This window comes from Arthrobacter sp. SAFR-023, from assembly GCF_051965295.1.
GTDB lineage: Bacteria > Actinomycetota > Actinomycetes > Actinomycetales > Micrococcaceae > Arthrobacter.
Map to the genome: position 1 here is coordinate 79,903 of NZ_JBQCMF010000009.1, position 21,503 is coordinate 101,405.

Here is a 21,503-nt window from a genome sequence, read left to right on the forward strand (position 1 = left end):
TGAACAAAGGTGCTGTGCTGAATGCGGATTGTCTCCTGGAATTGCTCGATGGCCTTCTACAAGAAGCGCCACCTGATCGAAGCCCTGCTTCCCGACGTCGCCATCATCCAGGAGGTAGCGAAGAAAGACATCGTGAACACGGAGTTCCCCTTCGCGGCCTGGACGGGGTCGAATCCGAACAAGGGCCTCGGGGTGATCGGGTTCCGCCCCGCCAGCTACAATGTCACCGAGACTGCGCACCATGCCCTGCCATGGCACATCCCGTTCAGCGTCGACGGGCTGAATATCGTTGCCTTGTGGGCGCACCAGGCAAGCCGCGAGCTCCGCTATGTCCGGGTCACACACGAGATCGTTGACCGGCACGCCGATTACCTTGCCGGCGGACGCGGCCTGATCGTCGGCGACTTCAACAGCAACACGATCTGGGACCGCGAACATCCCGGCCGGAACCATTCCATGCTGGTTGACAAATTGGGCGGACTCGGCCTCGACAGCGTCTTCCACCGCCAGGAGCAAACTGCACACGGCAGCGAGCTGGTCAAAACGTACTTCCATACAAAGAACCTGCGGTTCGGGCACCACATCGACTACGCGTTCCTGTCATCGGCTGTGGAAGCAAAAGTCTCCGTCGGTGAGCCGGAGGCGTGGCTGACCCACAGCGATCACATGCCGCTGATAGTGGACATCGGATAGGCGTGATTTTCCGCCCGGTTCCTCAGTCAGGGCAGCAAAAAGCCCCGGGGCATGGGGACACTGCGGGACCTTCCGGCGCTCTCGCACCCACTGAAGTTACTCGGTTATCAATTAGTAAGTAAACTGTGAATGATCTGACCCGACAAACTTGTCCTGCGTCGGGTCCGGCCATCAACAGCAAGGGCACGTCCTCGGCCCGAGTCTCATCCGCGGAGGGCTCGGTAGAGGGAACTCTCTGTCCTACTTCTTCCCTGCGGTGATCACGCCCAGCGCGCAGACGGTCCCGGGGAAATAACGGTCCAAGGCGCCGTCCGGTATCCCTTCGGGCAGGTCGTCGTCGCCCACCGTGAAGATTGAGTAGTCCCCGTCATCACCGTTCCAGACGTAGCCTGTGGACTCCACTTCTCGTCGCAGCAGGTTCTCCGCCTTCTGAAGTGCCTCGGTCATCTGGTCGATGAACCCTCCGTCCTGGCTGCTGCCAACGACGATCCGGAAGGTCCGCTCGCCTGGAGCCTCCGTTTGCAGCGGCGAAGCCTGTGGGGCGATTGCCCTGCCGCCTGAAGCCTGGGAGGCCGGCACTGAATAGCCGAGCGTCAGCAGCTCTATCGGGCCGTAAACCTCTTCGGGGTCGATCGGTTCGTGCCACGAGCGGAAGCCGAAAATGCGCTCCCAGAGCCTGATTCGTTGTATGTGCGCCTCCACGCCCATCGGGTAGGTGCCCAACGTGGTCAGCGTCTGGTTGATGAGTGCCGTCGCAGATTGGCGGTCCACCACTGCTGGTGGGACACCCGGGTCACGCTTGCCTTCCTTGATGTATGCGGCCTGCCCCAGGCAGAACGCCTCATCCGGCATAAAGCCGGCCGGTACAAGTCTCGTCATCATGCCGTTGACTGCCCCATCCATGAATCCCATGGCCGGAGTTTATCCCGGCTCACAGGACCGCTTGTTTTATTGCGGTCACGCTGATCCGGCCGCATTGTCTGCCACAATCAGTCCATGACCGACACCGCCGCAGCGCCTTCAAGGCCCCGTTACGACGAGGACTGCTGCGCGAACTGCTTCGACCTGCTCCTGGCCGACGAATCGCATCGGCCGTTCCTGTTCTGCACGGAGCTGTGCCGCTCCATTGCCATTGACGTCAGGTATTGGCGTGGCGTCATTCAGGATGAAAAGCGGCTCGCAGACCCGGAGGTGCAATCGGCGCTGAATGTCAGGATCGCCCACTTGCTCGCGGGTGGCTATCACGCGATGGCTCGGCGCATCCCGGCCGGGGTGCGGACCCTGGTGCTGGAACGGGACAAGGTCTGTGTCCTGTGCGGCTGCGTCGGCAACGAAATCGATCACATCGACGGTGACTCCAGCGATCTGGAAAACCTGCAACTGATGTGCACCTTCTGTCATTACCAAAAGACCTCATCCCACTTTGTCCCGGCCACGCCCGAGCAGGAAGCATGGATTGACGCACTGGAGCGGGACCGGGTTAGGTCGACGACACCTAGCCACCTCTGCGACGATCCCGAATGGGCAATCATTGAGCCTCAGCTCCGCCGGGAACGCATCGCCAGGCTGGGCGGCTGCGATCCGGCCTACGGCAAGCTCGGCCTCCACTCAGCTGAGCTCAGGGCCGGCTACAGGACAACCGCTGACCGCCTCATCTCCCTGAGCCACTACAGTGAAGAGGAAATGACTGCCTGGGAAGTTGTCGAGGAGTAAGAGGCGGCGCTGGAAGTCCTCAGCGCATACTGCGTCCTGCTGAAATGGGCTGAGTTGGACCTGCGCACAGGTACCCACAGGGCTGCGTAAAGATTCGTGCTAGCTGCCCCAGTTTCCCTGCAGCGGCTTACCCAATGTCATGCCCCTGTACTGGCAAAACATCGAGTTCTCGCTGTCCCAGGTCCGCGTTATCAACCGTGCTGATCCGCTGAGCTTCAAGGATGCAATTGGCGAGCCGAAGTTCCTGAACGCCAGCAGGTGGTGGCTTTCGTCCGTCGCGAAGGTCGTCCGGCCCGGCGGGACTTCGTACGTCTCAGGCAGGTCGACGTAGCCGGTGCCCATCTCAGCACCGTTCACCCGGACGGCGCTGACAGTGAGCAGGTCACCGACCTCGATGCTGACCGGAACGGAGAACCTACTGTCCAGCACGAAGGTTAGCTTCAAGGCATCGAAGACGTCGCTGCCCGGTACAGGTTCGGCCCTGACGAGCGTCAAGGCCACACCCTCGTCGGCGGGGCAGGTGGGCTCAGGTGTCGGGCTGGGAGGCGCGGCGGCTACGACATCGGCCTGCCCAACCGTCGGCGGTGGCGGTGGCAGCGGCTGGACTTCAGCGAAGGACTGCTCCGGGACGGGTGCTGGTGTCACCCGCTCGAAGTGGCGCGGCACCGACACGGTGGGCGCCGTGCTGCTCTCAGTTGGTTCGGGCTCCGTGCTTTCCGTCGGCTTACTCTCCACCTTCGGGGTGCTGGCCGGCACCTCTGCAGTTGATGAAGCAGCCCCAGGACTGGACACCGCACTCGATGGTGCGCTTGTCAGCGACTGGCCAAGCCGGACACCGACAAGAATGACGATGACCGTCACCAGGACAACACCGATCGCGATGACGGCGATCATCGGCGAACTGAGGGTACGTCCACCCGGAGAATCTTGATCCACCGCATCAGTGTAGTGCCGCAGCGCCGGGTTTCTGGTGGCCGCCACGAACTCAGCGGAACTGTGACAACCGCGTCCGGAAGGTCACTGGCGAGGCGGTCGTCTTCCTCCACACACATGGGTTCCAGCAGCTCTCTGCCGAACCGGAAGGAATGCCAGGTTTGAACCCTTCACCGCGGACGCGCGCCGCGCCGTCGTCCTCGCCCGGGAGGAGGCCCCGTTGCTGCACCACGACTTCGTCCGCAGGCGCAACCCCAAGGCGACTACCGGATGGCCTGCGAGAACGGCAACTCCCACGGCGCAATGATCACGTTCCCGGCAGCCCCTGAATTCGAGGGAATGCCAAAGGATGGCCCGGACCGGCGCTTCATGGCCATGCCCGCCTATCTGGGTGGCCGCTTCGGCACCTCGGGCGTGAAGTGGTACGGATCCAACACCGAGAACCGCCAGAAAGGGCTCCCCCGCTCGATCCACGTGTTCGTCCTGAACGACAGCGACACCGGAGCGCCGCTGGCCATCATGAGCGCCAACCTCCTCAGCGCCTACCGCACCGGCGCCGTCCCGGGCGCCGGCGGCAACCTCGCCAAAGCCGACGCCGAGGTTGCCGCCGTGGTCGGCCCCGGCGTGATCGCCCGCTCTGTCCTCCAAACAACGCTGGCCCTGCGCCCCTCAATCGACACGTTATTCGTGAAGGGCCGCAGCACCGGCACCACGCAAGCATTCGTCGAATGGGCAACGGCAAAATTCCCCCAGCTCACCAAGGTCGCCGCAGCCGAAAGCATCGAGGACGCAATCGCCGATGCCGACGTCGTCATGGCCACCACGTCCACCGACGCCGCAGGAAGCGAAGCATTCCCCTACTTCCCCAAGCACGCCATCAAACCCGGAGCCCTCCTGCTCCTGCCCGCAGCTGCCCGCTTCGATGACGACTTCCTCCAGGGCGATGCCCGCCTGGTAATCGACGCCGAGGGCCTCTATCAGGCCTGGCTCGAGGAATACGGCCCCACGGCTTACCAGATTCTCGGCATTCCCGGATCCCACTGGTTCGGACTGCTAGAGGAAGGGAAGATCCCGGCCTCGAAGATCGAGGAGATCGCCGACATCGCCACCGGCAAGCTCCCAGCCCGCCGCGACGATGAAGAGATCATCCTCTACTCCGTCGGTGGCATGCCCATAGAAGACGTTGCCTGGGCCACCGAGCTGTATCGCACGGCCGAGGAAAAGAACATCGGCACCGTCCTGAACCTCTGGGACACCCCCGCCCTCGCCTAGGCGTAAAAAACTCGCATGGGGCAGTCGTCACCTGCCCCCATGCACCCATCACTGACAGTTGCTCGGTGTCGGCAGGAGCAGTTGTTAAGTCGCGTAAGGCGGTCCACCAACGCGACACCTCATGGCGGCTCCCCTGCTGGTAGAAATCCACGCGAATGCTGCCCTCGTGACAGCCTTATGCCCTGCCCTACTTTAATACCCGCAAGGGTGCCCTAGGGGGTTACACTGGCGGGCACAAGCGCCCGCCAGGTCGTGCGTCGGGCATGTCCATAAATGCAGGAAGCTCGACGTCCGGGCGGAACGCAGCCGTGGCACGCCGGATTACCCGCACACGAACAGCTTAGCCATGCCCTTGAAGATACTCCCGCGCAAGTGGCCGTCAGCGGATCCCTGCGCAGACACATGAGCTCTCGTCGACTACGGTCATGCTGTCGAGCAAAGCGTGGGCCATGAACGGATATGAACAACCAGCCAGGCAGCGGGCAGCATCGTTCGGGACATCTCGCCCCAATCCCCCAGGGTCATGTAGTTGTCCAAGATGGAGGCAATGAACAGGTATGAAGAACACACAGGGCAGCCGCCACCTCGCTTCAGGAAATCTCGCCAAAAAGTCACAGCGTCATGCAGTAGACGCCGGAGCCACCGATGAAGGAGCAGGAAGACACCGCGAAACGCATAGGAGGAATCCAGTGAAGGCCCAAAAACGCGGGAAAGGAAACCGGGCCAGATTTTTCTCAGGTCATGTTGCCCAGGCCACGGACATCCATGAACTGGTAACGAAGGACGCACCGCCGATCGGCAAGGCATGCAAGGAGGCACCCGGCCACCAATGAAAAGGCCCCCGAAGGGGCCCACAAGTGAACAATATGTGCACACTCAGGAGGCTAAAAGCCCCTGAATGGGAAAACACTGTGCCCGAGGTGGGACTCGAACCCACACACCTTTCGATACCGCATTTTGAGTGCGGCGCGTCTGCCAATTCCGCCACTCGGGCGCGGAGTACACGGAGTAACAATCGTAGGCTCACAGCGAAGTGTGATCAACGCGGCCACTACCAGTGCGCGGAATTACTCTACATGCAGATAGGCTGAAAGGCAGAATCGCGCCACCGCCGTCGCAACAAGCCATGCCGATCCAAGTACAAGCGCGGGGCCCAACTAAGATAGTCATAGTCCCGCCGTACCTTTTCAAGGAGATCCCGTGTCAGAACCGACGGAGTCAAACAAAACGTCCCAGCCGGCGCGCCGCGTCGTCGTGGCCGAAGACGAAACCCTCATCCGCCTGGACATCATCGAAATCCTGCGCGGCGAAGGCTACGACGTCATCGGCGAGGCCGACAACGGCGAGAAGGCCGTGCAGCTGGCCGAAGAGCTCAAGCCCGACCTTGTCCTCATGGACGTCAAGATGCCCGTCATGGACGGCATCTCCGCGGCCGAGAAGATCGTCAAGGCACGCATCGCCCCCGTGGTGCTGCTGACCGCCTTCAGCCAGAAGGAACTCGTGGAGCGCGCCCGCGACGCCGGTGCCATGGCCTACGTGGTGAAGCCGTTCACCCCTGCCGACCTGATCCCCGCCCTGGAGATCGCGCTGTCCCGCCACGAGGAGATCAAGGCCCTCGAATCCGAGGTCACCGACCTGCAGGAACAGTTCGCCACCCGCAAGCTCGTCGAACGCGCCAAGAGCCTGCTGACCACCAAGATGGGTCTCACGGAGCCGGAAGCTTTCCGCTGGATCCAGAAGACCTCGATGGACCGCCGCCTCAGCATGCGCGAAGTGGCTGAGACCATCATCAACCAGGTCAACTAGCGCCACAAGCAGCAAGAAAAGCATCAAGACAGGAAGGACCCCGGCACAACGCGCCGGGGTCCTTCTGGTTTCCCGGAAACCAGGGACGGAGCCCGAGAAAAACAAAAAGGAAGGACCCCCGCTACCGACCAGCAAACTGGTCCAGGCGGGGATCCTCCCTCAGGACTAGCTACTCAGCCGGAGCTGCTGCAGCCTTGTCCTTGTTCTTCTTCTTCTTTTCCGGCCACGGACCGAGCTTTTCCTTCTTCTCGGCTGCTTCGCCAAGGCGCGGGGTGTCGGCGAGGTCGCCCACCTTGTGTACCTTCAGGGAGTTGGTGGAACCGGCCTTTCCGGGAGGGGAACCGGCAGCGATGACCACGAGGTCGCCGTCTTCCACCAGCCCCATGTCCAGCAGGCTGCGGTCCACCTGTGCGGTCATCTCATCCGTGTGGCCCACCATGGCAACCAGCTGCGGCTGGATGCCCCAGGTCAGCGCCAGCTGGTTCCAGACGTGCTCCACCGGAGTGAACGCGAATACCGGCTTGATCGGGCGGAGGCGGGACAGGCGGCGTGCCGAGTCACCGGACTGCGTGAACGTACAGATGTACTTAGCGTCCAGCTGGTCCGCGATTTCGACGGCGGCACGGGTGATGGCGCCACCACGGGTCTTGGGCTTGGTGCCCAGCGGGGGGACGCGCTCCAGTCCGTGCTCCTCGGTGGACTCGATGATCCGGGCCATGGTCTTGACCGTCTCGATCGGGTACTTGCCCACGCTGGTCTCGCCGGACAGCATGACCGCGTCGGCGCCGTCGAGCACGGCGTTGGCGCAGTCGGAGGCCTCCGCACGGGTCGGGCGCGGATTGTCGATCATGGACTCCAGCACCTGGGTGGCCACGATGACCGGCTTGGCCCAGCGGCGTGCCAGTTCGATGGCGCGCTTCTGCACGATCGGCACTTCCTCCAGCGGAAGCTCCACGCCGAGGTCGCCACGGGCCACCATGATCGCGTCGAACGCGTCAATGATCTCGTGGAGCTGGTCCACGGCCTGGGGCTTTTCGATCTTGGCGATCACCGGCACGCGGCGGCCTTCTTCGTCCATGATCTCGTGCACGCGCTTGATGTCCGAGGCGTCACGGACGAAGGACAGGGCAACGAGGTCCACGCCGCGGCGCATGGCCCAGCGAAGATCGTCCTCGTCCTTTTCGCTCAGTGCGGGGACGTTGACGGCAACGCCAGGGAGGTTGATGCCCTTGTTGTTGGACACGAAGCCGCCCACGGTCACCTTGGCGACCACCTTGACGTCGTCGACCTCGATGGCGCGCAGGGCAACCTTGCCGTCATCGATCAGCAGGGCATCGCCCGGGTTGACGTCCTCGGTAAGGCTCTTGAGTGTGGTGGAGCAGATGTCCTTGGTGCCGGGAACGTCCTCAGTGGTGATCGTGAAGATGTCCCCCACGGCCAGCTCGTGGGGACCGTCGACGAAGCGGCCCAAGCGGATCTTCGGGCCCTGCAGGTCGGCCATGATGGCCACGGCCTTGCCCAGATCGGACGCGGCCTTGCGGACGTTTTCATAGGTGTTGTCATGCACGGAGTAGTCGCCGTGGCTCATGTTCATACGGGCTACATCAACGCCGGCTTCCAGCACCGCGAGGGTGTTTTCATAGCTGGCAATGGCCGGTCCAAAGGTGGCCACAATTTTTGCGCGTCTCATATACCTACCCTATTTGTCACTTGCATTGGTTAAGTTGTCGCGGAGATGAATTCCCCGGATCGGCCGCCAGAAGGAAGGCGCGCTACAGGACAGCTATGGCGCGGTCCGTCGGAGCCACAGGCGCAGGAAGGATGGTGCTTCCCATCAGGTACTTGTCCACCGCGGCCGCGGCGGCACGGCCCTCGGCGATGGCCCACACGATCAGGGACTGTCCGCGGCCGGCGTCGCCTGCCACGAAGACACCCTCGGTGTTGGTCATGTAGTAGCCGTCGCGGGCCACGTTGCCGCGGCCGTCGAACTCGGCGCCGACCTGCTCGGTGATGCCGGCCTTTTCAGGTCCGGTGAAGCCCAGGGACAGGAACACCAGGTCAGCGGGGATGATCCGTTCGGTGCCGGCCTTGGGGAGGCGCTTGCCGTCAACGAATTCGGTCTCTGCAACCTTGACGCCGGTCAGCTTGCCGTCCTCGCCCACGAACTCAACGGTGGAGGCGAGGTACGTGCGCTCACCGCCTTCCTCGTGCGCGCTGGCCACCTCGAAGAGGGTGGGGAACGTCGGCCACGGCTGGTGGCTGGCGCGTTCCAGCGACGGCTGCTTGCCGATGGCCAGCGTGGTCACCGAGGCCGCCTGGTGGCGGTGCGCGGTGCCGATGCAGTCCGCGCCGGTGTCGCCGCCGCCGAGGATGACCACGTGCTTGCCGCGGGCGTCGATGTGGTTCTCCGGGGACTCCCCCGCCACCACGCGGTTGGAGGGAACCAGGTAATCCATGGCGAAGTGCACGCCGTCGAGGTCGCGGCCCGGGATGGGCAGGTCGCGCGGCACGGTGGCGCCGGTGGCGATCACCACGGCGTCGTAGCGGCGGCGCAGCTGCTCCCAGGTGACGTCAGTACCGACCGCGACGCCGGTGCGGAAGCGGGTGCCTTCGGCCTTCATCTGCTCGAGCCGGCGGTCCACCTGCTCTTTTTCCATCTTGAAGTCGGGGATGCCGTAGCGCAGCAGGCCGCCGATCTTGTCGTCCCGTTCGTAGACGGCCACGGTGTGGCCCACGCGGGTCAGCTGCTGTGCAGCCGCCAGGCCGGCAGGGCCGGAACCGACGACGGCGACCGTCTTGCCGGTGAGGCGGTGCGGCGGCAGCGGTTTGACCGAGCCGTTATCGAAGGCCTCATCGATGATGGACACCTCGACCTGCTTGATGGTCACCGCGGGCTGGTTGATGCCCAGCACGCAGGACGCCTCGCACGGGGCGGGGCACAGCCGGCCGGTCCATTCGGGGAAGTTGTTGGTCGCGTGCAGCCGCTCAATCGCTTCCTCGCCCTTGTCCCGCCACATGAGGTCGTTCCACTCGGGAATCAGGTTCCCCAGCGGGCAGCCCTGGTGGCAGAACGGCACGCCGCAGTCCATGCAGCGGCCCGCCTGGGCCTTCAGCGTGCCCTTCTCCTGGGCCTCGTACACTTCCTTCCAGTCCATGATGCGGACGGGAACGGGACGGCGCGGCTGGGTTTCACGCTGACGTACTTTCAGAAATCCGCGTGGATCAGCCACCGGTCACCTCCAGGATTCGAGACCAAACTTCTTCGCCGTCGGGGTCAAGGCCCTCTTCGATGGCGTCAAGACGGGTTTGCAGTACTGCGGCGTAGTCGCGCGGCAGCACCTTGGTTATGCGGGCAGCGGTGTCGTCGAAGTTATCGAGCAGACGCGCGGCCAGCTGGGATTCGGTTTCCTCCACGTGCTTGACCAGCAGGCCGTGGACGATGTCGCGGTCCTCGGCGTCCAGCTCGAGGAGCTGGAGTTCGCCGGACTCGAGGGCCTGCTTGTTGACGCGTTCGGTCCGCAGGTCCAGCACGTAGGCCGTACCGCCGGACATGCCGGCGCCGAAGTTCCGGCCGGTGCGGCCGATGATCAGCGTCTGGCCGCCGGTCATGTATTCGCAGCCGTGGTCGCCGATGCCTTCGACAACAGCGGTGGCGCCCGAGTTGCGGACCAGGAAGCGTTCGCCCACCTGGCCGCGCAGGAACAGCTCACCGCTCGTGGCGCCGTAGCCGATGACGTTGCCGGCAACGACGTTGCGTTCGGCCTGGAACACGTTGGTGCGGTCCGGGCGGACGATGATCCGGCCGCCGGAGAGACCCTTGCCGACGTAGTCGTTGGAGTCGCCGTACAGGCGCAGCGTGATGCCGGCAGGCAGGAAGGCGCCCAGCGACTGCCCGGCGGTGCCGTTCAGCGTGATGTCGACGGTGTCCGTGGCCAGCACGTCCGTGCCGAACGTCTTGGTCACGACGTGGCCCAGCATGGTGCCCACCGAGCGGTCGGTGTTGATGACGTCCACCGTGATCTTCACCGGGGCACGGTCGGTCAGCGCCTCGGCGGCCATGGTGATGAGCCGCTGGTCGAAGTGCTTGTCCAGCTCGTGGTTCTGGCCGGTCAGGTTCCGCAGCGGGGCGTCATCGTCGAACTCGAGGCCGTGCAGGATCGGATCCAGGTCCAGGCCCTCGGCCTTCCAGTGGCTGATGGCGTCCTGGGTGTCCAGCATTTCGGCGTGGCCGATCGCTTCCTCGATGCTCCGGAAACCGAGCTCCGCGAGGATCTCGCGGACTTCCTCGGCCAGGAACTCGAAGAAGTTGACCACGAACTCCGGCTTGCCGCTGAAGCGGGCGCGCAGTTCGGGGTTCTGGGTGGCAACTCCCACAGGGCAGGTGTCCAGGTGGCAGACGCGCATCATGATGCAGCCCTCAACCACCAGCGGTGCCGTGGCGAAGCCGAATTCCTCGCCGCCGAGCAGCGCGGCAATGACGACGTCGCGGCCGGTCTTGAGCTGGCCGTCCACCTGTACCACCACGCGGTCGCGCAGGCCGTTGAGCATGAGGGTCTGCTGGGTCTCTGCGAGACCCAGTTCCCACGGCACGCCGGCGTGCTTGAGCGAGTTCAGCGGCGACGCGCCGGTTCCGCCGTCGTGCCCGGAAACAAGCACGACGTCGGCCTTCGCCTTGGTGACGCCGGCGGCAACTGTGCCGATCCCCACCTCGGAGACGAGCTTGACGTGCACCCGGGCCGAGGGGTTCGCGCGCTTCGCATCGTAGATGAGCTGCGCGAGGTCCTCGATCGAGTAGATGTCGTGGTGCGGGGGCGGAGAGATGAGTCCGACGCCGGGTGTCGAGTGGCGCGTCCGGGCAACCCAGGGGTAGACCTTCTGGGCCATCAGCTGGCCGCCTTCGCCGGGTTTGGCGCCCTGGGCCATCTTGATCTGGATGTCGTCCGCGTTGCTCAGGTAGAGGCTCGTGACGCCGAAGCGGCCCGAAGCAATCTGCTTGACGGCGGAACGGCGCTCGGGATCGAGCAGGCGGTCCACGTCCTCGCCGCCTTCACCGGTGTTGGACTTGCCGCCCAGCCGGTTCATGGCGATCGCGAGGGTCTCGTGGGCTTCCTTGGAGATGGAGCCGTAGCTCATGGCACCCGTGGAGAAGCGTTTGACGATGCTGGAGACCGGCTCGACTTCCTCGAGCGGCACGGCCGGGCGCACGCCGTCCTTGAACTTGAGCAGACCGCGCAGGGTCATCAGGTTCTCGGACTGGTCGTCCACGCCCTTGGTGTAGGCCTTGAAGATGTCGTAGCGGCGCTCACGCGTCGCGTGCTGCAGCCGGAAGACAGTCTCCGGGTTGAAGAGGTGCGGCTCACCGTCGCGGCGCCACTGGTACTCGCCGCCGCCCAGCAGGGGACGGTGCGGCTGCTCAATGCCGCCCTCGGGGTAGGCCATCTGGTGCCGCGCGGAAACCTCGGCCGCAATGACGTCCAGCCCCACACCGCCCAGCTGGGAGTGCGTGCCGGCGAAGAATTCGTCCACCAGTTCCTGGCCCAAGCCAAGCGCCTCGAACGTCTGCGCACCGGTGTAGGACGCCACGGTGGAGATCCCCATCTTGGACATGATCTTCAGGACACCCTTACCAAGGCCCTTGATCAGGTTGTAGACGCCGTCCTGCGGGGTCACGCCCACCACGTCGCCGGCAGCGATGAGCTGCTCAACGGATTCCATGGCCAAGTAGGGGTTCACGGCGGAGGCACCGTAGCCCACGAGGACTGCCACGTGGTGCGTCTCGCGGACGTCGCCGGCCTCAACCACCAGGGCGGTCTTGGTGCGGTTGGCGCTGCGCAGCAGGTGGTGGTGCACGGCGCTGACCAGCAATAGTGACGGGATCGGCGCCCATTGGGCGTTGGAATCGCGGTCCGAGAGAACCACATACTGCACGCCGCGGTTGATGGCACCGGACACCTGCTCGCAGATTTCGGTGAGCCGGGCACGCAGCGCGTTCTCTCCGCCCTCGGGGCGGTAAAGGCCGCGGACCTTCATTGCGACGCGATTGCCCTCAGCGTCCTCGATGTTGGCGATCTTGGCCAGCTGGTCGTTGTTGATCACCGGGAACGGCAGCGAGACCTGCGGCTGGCGCACCTGCTTGGTGTCCAGGAGGTTGCCGTTGGGGCCGATGGCGCAGGTCAGGGACGTGACCAGCTCTTCACGGATGGCGTCCAGCGGCGGGTTGGTCACCTGCGCGAAGGACTGCACGAAGTAGTCGAAGAGCAGGCGGGGGCGCTTGGACAGCACAGCCACCGGGGTGTCGGAGCCCATGGCCCCCAGCGGCTCGGCGCCGGTGCGGGCCATCGGGCCCAGCAGGATCTTGAGCTCTTCGGTGGTGTAGCCGAAGGTGCGCTGGCGGATGTTCACGGACGCGGCGGTGTGCACCACGTGCTCGCGTTCCGGCAGCTCGTTGAGGTCGATCAGGTTGTCCTTGACCCACTCGGCCCAGGGGTTCGCAGCGGCGACCTCGGCCTTGACCTCGTCATCGCCGATGATCCGGCCGGCCTCGGTGTCCACCAGGAACATCTTGCCGGGAGAGACGCGGCCCTTCTTGACCACCTTGGAGGGTTCGACGTCGATGACGCCCACCTCGGAGGCGAAGACGACCAGGCCGTCCTCGGTGATCCAGTAGCGGCCGGGGCGCAGGCCGTTGCGGTCCAGGGTGGCGCCCACGAGGGCGCCGTCGGTGAACGACACGGCGGCGGGGCCGTCCCACGGCTCCATCAGGAGCGAGTGGTACTCGTAGAACGCCTTGCGGGCCGGATCCATGGTGGCGTGGTTTTCCCAGGCCTCCGGGATCATCATCATGATCGCGTGGGTGATGGGGCGGCCGGACAGCCACAGCAGCTCGGCAACTTCATCGAAGGACGCGGAGTCGGACGCGCCCGGGGTGCAGATCGGGAACAGCTCTTCCGGCGAGTCGCCCAGCAGCGGGTTGGCGAGCTGGGACTGGCGCGCGCGCATCCAGTTCCGGTTGCCCTTGACGGTGTTGATTTCACCGTTGTGGGCGATCGTGCGGAACGGCTGGGCCAGCGGCCACGACGGGAAGGTGTTGGTGGAGAACCGGGAGTGGACGATCGCCAGCTTGGTCTTGAAGCGCTTGTCCGACAGGTCCGGGTAGAACGGCTCCAGCTGGGCCGTGGTCAGCATGCCCTTGTAGACGATGGTCCGCGAGGACAGCGACGGGAAGTAGACGCCGAACTTGTTCTGGGCGCGCTTGCGGATACGCCAGGCGCGGCCGTCGAGGTCGTTGCGGTCCAGCTGCTCGCCGGTTGCCGAGGCGAAGAACGGCTGGGAGAAGTACGGCATGCAGGCGCGCGCCATGGCACCGACAAGATCGGCGACGACGGGAACCTCGCGCCAGCCCAGGACAGTCAGTCCCTCGTCGGCGGCCAGGCCCTCGATGCCGGCCTTGGCGGCTTCGGCCTCGCGCTGCTCGGCAGGCAGGAAGGCGGTGCCCACCACGTACTGGCCGGGCGCGGGCAGTTCGAATTCGGTGACGGCCCGGAAGAACTCGTCCGGCACCTGCATCAGGAGGCCGGCGCCATCACCGGTACCCTCATCTGCGCCGACGGCACCGCGGTGCTCGAGGTTGCGCAGGGCGGTGAGGGCGGCGTCGACAATGTCGTAACCGGGCTCGCCGCGCAGGGTGGCGATAATCGCAAGACCGCAGGCGTCCTTCTCCTGCTCAGGGTTGTAGAGCCCGGCTGCTTCGGGGAGCGCCGCGAACCGCTTGAACGGCGACATGGCGGCGTCCGGCTGGTTCGGTTCGGACCAGCTGGGGCCTGAAAGAGTTTGGGTCATGGGAGACGTCCTTCCTCCTGATCGTGCGTATGGAAGGGACAACGTTGGCCCCACTCAGAGCGCCACTGTGATGGGCACAACAAAGTGTTATTGCTTACTGGAAATTGTAGGGCAGGCATGCGTGCTGAACTAACAGTTACGCAGGCTTCCGCCCCGGGCTTGACCGGTCAGCAGCTCTTGCTGACCGGAGTTCGCCTCTGCCACGACGTTGTGGGTGCTGGGCGCTCCGAGCGGTAACTCTCTGCTGCCCTGGTACCGGCGCCTTCTAGCGTGAGCTGTCGGCCTCCGGTGCGGTCCCGGTGTCTGTGCCACCGGACTTTCCGGTGTTCCGCGACTCCGCGGCGGTTGGGGTTCCGCCGGTGGATGCCGGGACTGCTTCCGTTTGGGCAGAAGTTAGCCCGGAACCGTTTTGGTTATCAGGGAGATTACCACGCGATTCACTATCTGAGACAGCAGGGTCCGTATTACGGACCGGATGGCCGGTCACATTCGGCGTGGAGCCCGAGTCCTTTGACCCGACCCCGGCCACCGGGGAACCGGCGGCTCCAGCACCGGCCGGCGTGCCGCCGTCGGCCTTGGCAGCCGCAGCAGGGGCTGGCTCCCGCCCCGGCAGGTAGACACTGTCCGCGTCGCCGTCCTTGCGCCGGCCCAGCCAGATGAACACGGCCAGCGCGGCGAGGAACACGAAGATGCTGGTCCAGACGTTAAGCCGGGTGGTAATGCCGAACAGGCTGATCTGCTCGGCATCGTCGATCCGCATGGCCTCGATCCAGACCCGGCCCAGCGTGTAATACATGGCGTACAGCCAGAAGAGCCGGCCGCGGCGGAAGTGGAACCGGCGGTCCAGGGCCAGCAGGATCAGCACGCCCGCGATGTTCCAGAGCGATTCGTAAAGGAACGTGGGGTGGAACAGGGTGTCCGCCGGGTAGCCGGCCGGGAAATTGGCGTTGTCCGCGTCCACCTGGAGCCCCCACGGCAGCGTGGTGGGGCCGCCGAACAGCTCCTGGTTGAAGTAGTTTCCCCACCGGCCGAGGGCCTGCGCCAGCAGAAGTCCGGGCGCCGCGGCATCGAGGAACGCCGTGAGCTTGACCCCTGCACGGCGGCAGCCGATCCAGGCGCCGAAGGCACCCAGCACCACGGCGCCCCAGATTCCCAGGCCGCCGCGCTGGATCTGCGGGATCAGGGACAGGTCCCCGGTGCCGTCGAAGCCCGGACCAAAGTACGCGTCCGGGGACGAGAACACGTGGTAGAGCCGGCCGCCGATGATGCCGAAGGGGATGGCCCAGATGGCGATGTCCCAGACACTGCCTTCAGGCGCGCCGCGCCTGGCCCAGCGGACGGACGTCAGCCAGAGGCCGACGACAATGCCCGCCAGGATGCACAGGGCGTAGGCATGGATGCGGAGCGATCCCCACGGCAGCGGAATATCGAACCCGGACCAGTCCGGGCTCGGAATGCTTGCGGGCACCATACCCGCTGAAAGCGGGCCAGTCTGTACCAGCACGGCTGCGGTGAGGAGCGTCTGCATGGTTGCGTTACTTCCTGGTCAGTCCGGTACTGAGGTCTTTGGTGAGCTGCGCAACGGCGTCCACGCCGCCGTCGCGCACGGCCGCAACGAGCGCCGAGCCGACGATCACGCCGTCCGCGTAGGCCGCGATTTCCGCGACCTGCTCAGCGGTGGAAACGCCGAGACCCACACACACGCGTTCAGCGCCGGCGGCCTTCGCCGCGGCCACAACGTCCTCGGCCGCCGAGCTCACCGACGAGCGGGCGCCGGTGACGCCCATGATGGAGACGGCATAGACGAAGCCGCGGCTAGCGTCCACGGTCCGGCGCATGCGCTCGGGGGTGGAGGAGGGCGCCACCAGGAAGACACGGTCCAGGCCGTACTTCTCCGACGCGTCCATCCACTCGGCTGCCTCGTCCGGGATCAGGTCCGGGGTGATGAGCCCCGCTCCCCCGGCCTCGGCCAGGCGGCGCGAGAACTCGTCAACACCCATGCGGACCACCGGGTTCCAGTACGTCATGACCAGGACCGCGGCGTCCGTCTGGCTGGTGATGCCGGCAACGACGTCAAAGACCTGGCGTACGGAGAACCCGTTCGCCAGGGCCTCGGTGGTGGCTGCCTGAATGACCGGGCCGTCCATGACCGGGTCGGAGTACGGGATGCCGATTTCGATCAGGTCGGCGCCGTTGCGGGCCAGGGCGATGCCGGCGGCTATGGTCTCCTCGACATTGGGGTACCCGGCGGGCAGGTAGCCGATCAGGGCTGCGCGGCCTTCTGCGCGGGCTTTGTCGATGGCGATGGCCGACTTGCTGGTGGCCTGCTTGCTGGTGTTGTCCGCCGTGGTCACAGCTGCTCCCCTTCCTTGCCGATGGCCGCCTCGGCCGAGTCCTTGTCCAGCAGGTCGAACCACTCCGCGGCGGTGGCCACGTCCTTGTCCCCCCTGCCGGACAGGTTCACCACCACGATTTTATCCGACGCCCCGGCGGTACCGGCCTCCGCTGCCAGCCGCTGGCCCACCTTGATGGCCCCGGCGAGGGCGTGCGAGGACTCGATCGCGGGGATGATGCCCTCGGTGCGGCACAGAAGCTTGAAGGCCTCCATGGCTTCGCTGTCCGTAATGGGCTCGTAGCTGACGCGTCCGATGTCGGCGAGGTAGGAGTGCTCCGGTCCGACACCCGGGTAGTCCAGGCCGGCGGAAATGGAGTGCGACTCGATGGTCTGACCGTCGTCGTCCTGCATCAGGTAGGAACGGGCGCCGTGCAGCACGCCGGGCCGGCCGAGCGTGATGGTGGCCGCGTGGCGGCCGGTCTCGACGCCGTCGCCGCCGGCTTCGAAGCCGTAGATCTTCACGGAGGGGTCATCGAGGAAACCGTGGAAGATGCCGATCGCGTTGGAGCCACCGCCGATGCACGCGCAGACGGCGTCCGGAAGCCGGCCGGCCTGCTCCAGGATCTGTTCGCGTGCCTCTTCGCCGATGACTTCGTGGAAGTAGCGGACCAAAGCCGGGAACGGGTGTGCACCCGCTGCCGTGCCCAGCAGGTAGTGGGTGTTGCCGACGTTGGCTACCCAGTCCCGGAGGGCTTCGTTGATGGCGTCCTTGAGGGTCTGCGAGCCGTTGGTGACGGGGATGACCGTGGCGCCCAGGAGTTCCATCCGGGCCACGTTCAACGCCTGCCGGCGGCAGTCTTCGGCGCCCATGTAAACGACGCATTCCAGGCCCAGCAGGGCGGCAGCAGTGGCGCTGGCCACGCCGTGCTGGCCGGCACCGGTCTCGGCGATGACGCGGGTCTTACCCATCCGCTTGGCAAGGAGCGCCTGGCCCAGCACGTTGTTGATCTTGTGCGAGCCGGTGTGGTTCAGGTCCTCGCGCTTGAGGAAGATCCGGACACCGCCGGCGTGCTCCGCAAAGCGCTTGGCCTCGGTCAGCAGTGAGGGCCGGCCGGAGTAGTTCTTGTTCAGGTCCGCGATCTGCGCAATGAACTCGGGATCGGCCTTGGCCTTCTCGAACGTGTCCTCGAGCTCGTCCAGGGCGGCGATCAGTGACTCGGGCATCCAGCGGCCGCCGTAGGCGCCGAAGTAGGGTCCCGGGGCGTGGCGCAGCGAGGTGCCTCCCTGCAGGAATGCGTCCACCGTGCCCTCGTCAGAGCCGGCTGTTGGCGCGTCGGCCATCAGTCTCACCATCCTGTTCACTTTTTCCTATTGATGTCAGGCGCCATCTGCCGGCATGTCGTGCGGACGGATGGCGCCACGGTTGGGTGGGAGCTCAGGCCCGGGCGGCGATGGCCGCGGCCCCGGCCGCGGTGAACTCCGCGATGCGTTCACGCGGGGTGGCGTCGCTGACGAGCGCCTCCCCCACGAGGATGGCGTTGGCCCCGTGCGCCGCGTAGTGCGCGACGTCGTCGGCGTTCCGAACGCCCGACTCCGCCACCACCACGGCGCCGGCCGGAATGCTGCCGGCGAGCGAGGCGAAAAGGGAGCGGTCGACGTCGAGCGTCTTGAGGTTGCGGACGTTGACGCCGATGATCCGGGCGTCGGCGGCCACGGCCCGCTCGACTTCCTCCGGCGTGTGCGTTTCCACCAGCACGTTCATGCCGAGCTCACGGCTCAGGGCACTGAATTCACGTAGCTGCTGGTCGGACAGGGCTGCCACGATCAGGAGGATGAGGTCCGCGCCGTGGGCGCGGGCTTCCCAGATCTGGTACTCGTCCAGGGTGAAGTCCTTGCGCAGCAGCGGGACGTCCACCCGGGCGCGCACGGCATCCAGGTCAGCCAGCGAACCGCTGAAACGGCGCTGCTCGGTGAGGACGCTGATCACCGCGGCTCCGCCGTCGGCGTACTGCACGGCCAGCGACGCGGGGTCCGCGATGCTGGCAAGGTCGCCTTTGGAGGGGCTGCGTCGCTTGATCTCGGCGATGACCTTGAGTTCGCCGCGGTCCGCGGACGTGCCGCCCAGGGCAGCCCAGGCGTCCCGGGCAGGAGCCGCCGCCAGGGTGCGATCCTTCAGCTCCGCGAGGGACACGAGGCGCTTCCGGTCCTCCATGTCCTCCCTGACACCGGCGTTGATGTCGTCGAGAACCGTCACGGTTAGTGGCTGTTCTTGATCTTGCTGCCGCCTACGCCGTAGCCGGCCTTGCGCATGATGAAGCCCGCCAGCAGGCCCAGGACCATAACGCCGATGCCGGCCCAGAAGATCGGGGTGTTGGCAATGACAAACGCGATGGAGGAAATGAGGGCGCCAATGAGCATGACGATCACGCAGGTCCAGGCGGCCGGGCTGTTGCCGTGGCCCAGGTCGATGCTGTGGTCGATGCCGTGGTGCTCCTTGGGGGCGGCGGGCTTGGTACCGGAAACAGTGGCTTTGCTCATGTGAATCTCCTCAGGATCAATACTGCTTACATTCTGCCATTTTTTGCCGCGGCCTTCGGCATCGCGGCCGGGGGGCGCGGCTGCGTGACCCGCCGGCTCAGGTGGGGTCGTCGCCCCGGGAGAGCCTGTCCCAGCTGTCGATCTCGTCCACCGGGCCGCTCTGGCCGGCTGCGGGACCCGCCGCGGCGGCGTCGTACTTGGTGCGGGACTTCCAGTACCGGCCGGCCGGAACCACCAGCAGGCCGCCGGCGGCCAACAGGGAACCAGCGACGACGGCCAGCACCGGGAAGGCACTGACGCTCACGTCCGCGCTGCCACCCGAAACACCGGTGGCCGCGGCGATGGATCCCTGGGCTGCGCCCAGCGGATCAGCGAGGACAGTGGCGGCTGCGGCAATGACGCCAACCGCCGCCAGCACAATGATGGCCGCGGTGACCCAGCGGGCGATCTTTCCGGCGATGGAGGCCGCGAGCCCGCCCGCCAGTGCGACGAGGGCCAGGGCCGTGACCGTGGTGGCGGCTTTGCTGCCCTGGACCTGGAGGCCGCCTTCGCTTCCGGCGGCCTGGCCCATTTGCTGGGGGTCGAGATGGACCGTCAGCCAGGTCTGCGTCGTGGTGCCGAAGACCGCCAGCGCCAGGGCCGCGATCAGCAGCACCACGGTCGACTTGCGTGCCCAGCCCGGAACCGTGCTGCGCGATTTGGCCGGGGTGGCGGGTCCTGCGGGTACCGCCATCAGGAGTTTGCCTCCGTGACGGAACCAGGACTGCTGACGGAATCGGGAGCGCTGACGGAATCCGAACTGATGTTGTGCAGTGAGCCGGCCGTGTGCACAGCCCGCAGCGGTGCCGCGGCCTTGTTGACGGTTTCCTGTGCCTCGGCGGGGTTGCTGGAATCCGCCACGATGCCGCCGCCGGCCTGGACGTAGGCGCGTCCCTCGCGCAGAAGAGCAGAGCGAATGGCGATGGCCATGTCCATGTCGCCGGCGAAGTCCAGGTAGCCCACGACTCCCCCGTAAATGCCCCGCCTGTGGGGCTCGAGTTCGTCCAGGAGGCGCAGGGCGCGGGGCTTCGGGGCGCCGGACAGGGTTCCGGCCGGGAAGGTGGCCTTCAGGACGTCATAGGCCTTGGCCGTGGGAGCCAGGCGTCCGACGACGGTGGAGACCAGGTGCATGATGTGGCTGAAGCGCTCCACCTCCATGAACTGGGTGACGTCCACGGAACCTGCCACGCAGACCTTGGACAGGTCGTTCCGGGACAGGTCCACCAGCATGAGGTGCTCGGCCCGTTCCTTCTGGTCCGCGAGGAGTTCCTCGGCCATCGCCTTGTCCGCGTCCACTGTCTTGCCGCGCGGCCGGGAGCCGGCGATGGGGTGGGTGATGACGTCCTCGCCGGTGACGGTCACGAGGGCCTCCGGTGACGATCCGACGATCGAATACTGGCGGCCGGCGGCATCCTCGAGGCTGAAGATGTACATGTACGGGCTGGGGTTGGTGTTGCGCAGCACCCGGTAGACGTCCAGCGGCGACGCCGCGCACTCCATCTCGAAGCGGCGGGAGATGACCACCTGGAAGACTTCGCCGTCCACGATCGCTTCCTTGCCGCGGTCGAGGGCAGCGAGGTAGTCGGGCTCGTGCCAGCGTTCCTGGACGCTGGCGGCGAAATCGAGGGCCGCCGGCTCCAGCACGGACACCGGCTGGAGCACCGGCGTGCTGATGCGAGCCAGCAGTTCCTTCACGCGGGCGACGGCGTCGTGCCAGGCCTCGTCGACGCGCTCGGAGCTGTTGTCGAAGTTGATCGCGTTGGCGATCAGCAGCACAGTGCCGTCCATGTTGTCGTGGACAGCCATGTCGGTGACGAGGTTCAGGGCCAGCTCCGGGAGCTGCAGGTCATCCTCGGGCGGGCTGGTCAGCTTTTCCCAGTGCCGGACCGTCTCCCAGCCCAGGAAGCCCACCAGCCCGGACGTGAACGGCGGGAGCCCGTCGAACCGGTCCGTGCGCAGCGCCTCGATGGTGTCGCGGATGGCGTCAACGGGGTTTCCGTCCACGGGCACCCCGGCCGGCGGTTCACCCAGCCAGTGCGCCTGCCCGTCCTTGGTGGTCAACGTGGCCCGGGACCTGGAACCAATGAAGGAGTAGCGGGACCAGGCACCGCCGACAGCCGCCGACTCCATGAGGAACGTGCCCGGCTGGCCCTGGGCCAGTTTCCGGTACAGCCCGATCGGCGTTTCGGCATCCGCCAGCACCTTCAGCCGGACAGGGATGACGCGGCTGTGGGCGGCGAGTTCCCGGAATTCTTCGAGGCCAGGGCTGATGATTCCGAGGTCCTGCATCGCTATTGGTTCTCCGTCTGTTCTTGGTAGTGCCTGGTGAGTTATG

Annotated in this window: 15 protein-coding genes, 1 tRNA gene and 1 pseudogene; 4 read left to right on the forward strand and 13 right to left on the reverse strand. The window is 65.8% G+C overall.

Annotation, left to right across the window (positions count from 1 at the left end):
- Nucleotides 1–21 precede the first annotated feature (21 nt).
- Entirely contained in the window at nt 22–693 is a 672-nt protein-coding gene (locus tag ACTHQX_RS11330; RefSeq protein ID WP_236808093.1) for an endonuclease/exonuclease/phosphatase family protein, read from the forward strand.
- 240 nt (nt 694–933) lie between these two features.
- On the opposite strand, the gene ACTHQX_RS11335 is transcribed toward ACTHQX_RS11330, so the two are convergent.
- A complete protein-coding gene (locus ACTHQX_RS11335; RefSeq protein ID WP_236808092.1) occupies nt 934–1,605 on the reverse strand; it encodes a hypothetical protein in 672 nt (223 codons plus the stop codon).
- 84 nt (nt 1,606–1,689) lie between these two features.
- Here ACTHQX_RS11335 and ACTHQX_RS11340 point away from each other — a divergent pair, with 84 nt between their 5' ends.
- Complete coding sequence (locus ACTHQX_RS11340; protein ID WP_236808091.1) at nt 1,690–2,406, forward strand: HNH endonuclease; 717 nt, start codon at nt 1,690–1,692, stop codon at nt 2,404–2,406.
- A gap of 99 nt (nt 2,407–2,505) precedes the next feature.
- On the opposite strand, the gene ACTHQX_RS11345 is transcribed toward ACTHQX_RS11340, so the two are convergent.
- A complete protein-coding gene (locus ACTHQX_RS11345) occupies nt 2,506–3,342 on the reverse strand; it encodes a hypothetical protein (RefSeq protein ID WP_440157660.1) in 837 nt (278 codons plus the stop codon).
- 264 nt (nt 3,343–3,606) lie between these two features.
- On the opposite strand from ACTHQX_RS11345, the pseudogene ACTHQX_RS11350 reads away from it, so the two are divergent.
- A pseudogene (locus ACTHQX_RS11350) lies at nt 3,607–4,611 on the forward strand (tyramine oxidase subunit B); the annotation flags it as partial.
- 912 nt (nt 4,612–5,523) lie between these two features.
- Here the strand turns inward: ACTHQX_RS11350 and ACTHQX_RS11355 are convergent.
- Nucleotides 5,524–5,605, reverse strand: a tRNA-Leu gene (locus ACTHQX_RS11355).
- 206 nt (nt 5,606–5,811) lie between these two features.
- Between ACTHQX_RS11355 and ACTHQX_RS11360 the strand changes: the two genes are divergently transcribed.
- A complete protein-coding gene (locus tag ACTHQX_RS11360) occupies nt 5,812–6,417 on the forward strand; it encodes an ANTAR domain-containing response regulator (RefSeq protein WP_003800911.1) in 606 nt (201 codons plus the stop codon).
- A gap of 169 nt (nt 6,418–6,586) precedes the next feature.
- Here ACTHQX_RS11360 and pyk read toward each other — a convergent pair whose 3' ends face one another.
- From pyk to ACTHQX_RS11410, 10 genes are all read right to left on the reverse strand, one after another.
- Nucleotides 6,587–8,107, reverse strand: a complete 1,521-nt coding sequence (gene pyk, locus ACTHQX_RS11365) for a pyruvate kinase (protein WP_236808087.1) — start codon at nt 8,105–8,107, stop codon at nt 6,587–6,589.
- A gap of 82 nt (nt 8,108–8,189) precedes the next feature.
- Nucleotides 8,190–9,647, reverse strand: a complete 1,458-nt coding sequence (locus tag ACTHQX_RS11370) for a glutamate synthase subunit beta (protein WP_440157659.1) — start codon at nt 9,645–9,647, stop codon at nt 8,190–8,192.
- On the reverse strand, nt 9,640–14,256 hold the full coding sequence (gene gltB / locus ACTHQX_RS11375) for a glutamate synthase large subunit (protein ID WP_236808085.1): 4,617 nt from the start codon (nt 14,254–14,256) through the stop codon (nt 9,640–9,642). The genes ACTHQX_RS11370 and gltB overlap by 8 nt, the downstream gene beginning before the upstream one ends.
- A gap of 265 nt (nt 14,257–14,521) precedes the next feature.
- On the reverse strand, nt 14,522–15,784 hold the full coding sequence (gene lgt, locus ACTHQX_RS11380; RefSeq protein ID WP_236808084.1) for a prolipoprotein diacylglyceryl transferase: 1,263 nt from the start codon (nt 15,782–15,784) through the stop codon (nt 14,522–14,524).
- A 7-nt stretch (nt 15,785–15,791) separates the two neighbouring features.
- Nucleotides 15,792–16,610, reverse strand: coding sequence for a tryptophan synthase subunit alpha (gene trpA / locus ACTHQX_RS11385; protein WP_236808083.1), 819 nt, complete (start codon nt 16,608–16,610; stop codon nt 15,792–15,794).
- The gene (gene trpB, locus ACTHQX_RS11390; protein WP_236808082.1) at nt 16,607–17,932 is read right to left on the reverse strand and encodes a tryptophan synthase subunit beta; all 1,326 of its coding nucleotides are present in this window, start codon (nt 17,930–17,932) and stop codon (nt 16,607–16,609) included. The genes trpA and trpB overlap by 4 nt, the downstream gene beginning before the upstream one ends.
- A 94-nt stretch (nt 17,933–18,026) precedes the next feature.
- Complete coding sequence (trpC, locus tag ACTHQX_RS11395; protein ID WP_236808081.1) at nt 18,027–18,845, reverse strand: indole-3-glycerol phosphate synthase TrpC; 819 nt, start codon at nt 18,843–18,845, stop codon at nt 18,027–18,029.
- 2 nt (nt 18,846–18,847) lie between these two features.
- Entirely contained in the window at nt 18,848–19,129 is a 282-nt protein-coding gene (locus ACTHQX_RS11400; protein ID WP_236808080.1) for an HGxxPAAW family protein, read from the reverse strand.
- A gap of 97 nt (nt 19,130–19,226) precedes the next feature.
- Nucleotides 19,227–19,862, reverse strand: coding sequence for a Trp biosynthesis-associated membrane protein (locus tag ACTHQX_RS11405; protein WP_236808079.1), 636 nt, complete (start codon nt 19,860–19,862; stop codon nt 19,227–19,229).
- Nucleotides 19,862–21,457, reverse strand: a complete 1,596-nt coding sequence (locus ACTHQX_RS11410) for an anthranilate synthase component I (RefSeq protein WP_236808078.1) — start codon at nt 21,455–21,457, stop codon at nt 19,862–19,864. Before ACTHQX_RS11410 ends, ACTHQX_RS11405 begins: the two co-directional genes overlap by 1 nt.
- Between the last annotated feature and the right edge of the window lie 46 nt (nt 21,458–21,503).

What these genes read in the sequence shown, in the direction of transcription:
- gltB (WP_236808085.1), bottom strand. Translation starts at nt 14,256, where the DNA reads ATGACCCAAACTCTTTCAGGCCCCAGCTGGTCCGAACCGAACCAGCCG.
- ACTHQX_RS11340 (WP_236808091.1), top strand. Translation starts at nt 1,690, where the DNA reads ATGACCGACACCGCCGCAGCGCCTTCAAGGCCCCGTTACGACGAGGAC.
- lgt (WP_236808084.1), bottom strand. Translation starts at nt 15,784, where the DNA reads ATGCAGACGCTCCTCACCGCAGCCGTGCTGGTACAGACTGGCCCGCTT.
- ACTHQX_RS11335 (WP_236808092.1), bottom strand. Translation starts at nt 1,605, where the DNA reads ATGGGATTCATGGATGGGGCAGTCAACGGCATGATGACGAGACTTGTA.
- ACTHQX_RS11405 (WP_236808079.1), bottom strand. Translation starts at nt 19,862, where the DNA reads ATGGCGGTACCCGCAGGACCCGCCACCCCGGCCAAATCGCGCAGCACG.
- trpB (WP_236808082.1), bottom strand. Translation starts at nt 17,932, where the DNA reads ATGGCCGACGCGCCAACAGCCGGCTCTGACGAGGGCACGGTGGACGCA.
- ACTHQX_RS11330 (WP_236808093.1), top strand. Translation starts at nt 22, where the DNA reads ATGCGGATTGTCTCCTGGAATTGCTCGATGGCCTTCTACAAGAAGCGC.
- ACTHQX_RS11400 (WP_236808080.1), bottom strand. Translation starts at nt 19,129, where the DNA reads ATGAGCAAAGCCACTGTTTCCGGTACCAAGCCCGCCGCCCCCAAGGAG.
- pyk (WP_236808087.1), bottom strand. Translation starts at nt 8,107, where the DNA reads ATGAGACGCGCAAAAATTGTGGCCACCTTTGGACCGGCCATTGCCAGC.
- ACTHQX_RS11410 (WP_236808078.1), bottom strand. Translation starts at nt 21,457, where the DNA reads ATGCAGGACCTCGGAATCATCAGCCCTGGCCTCGAAGAATTCCGGGAA.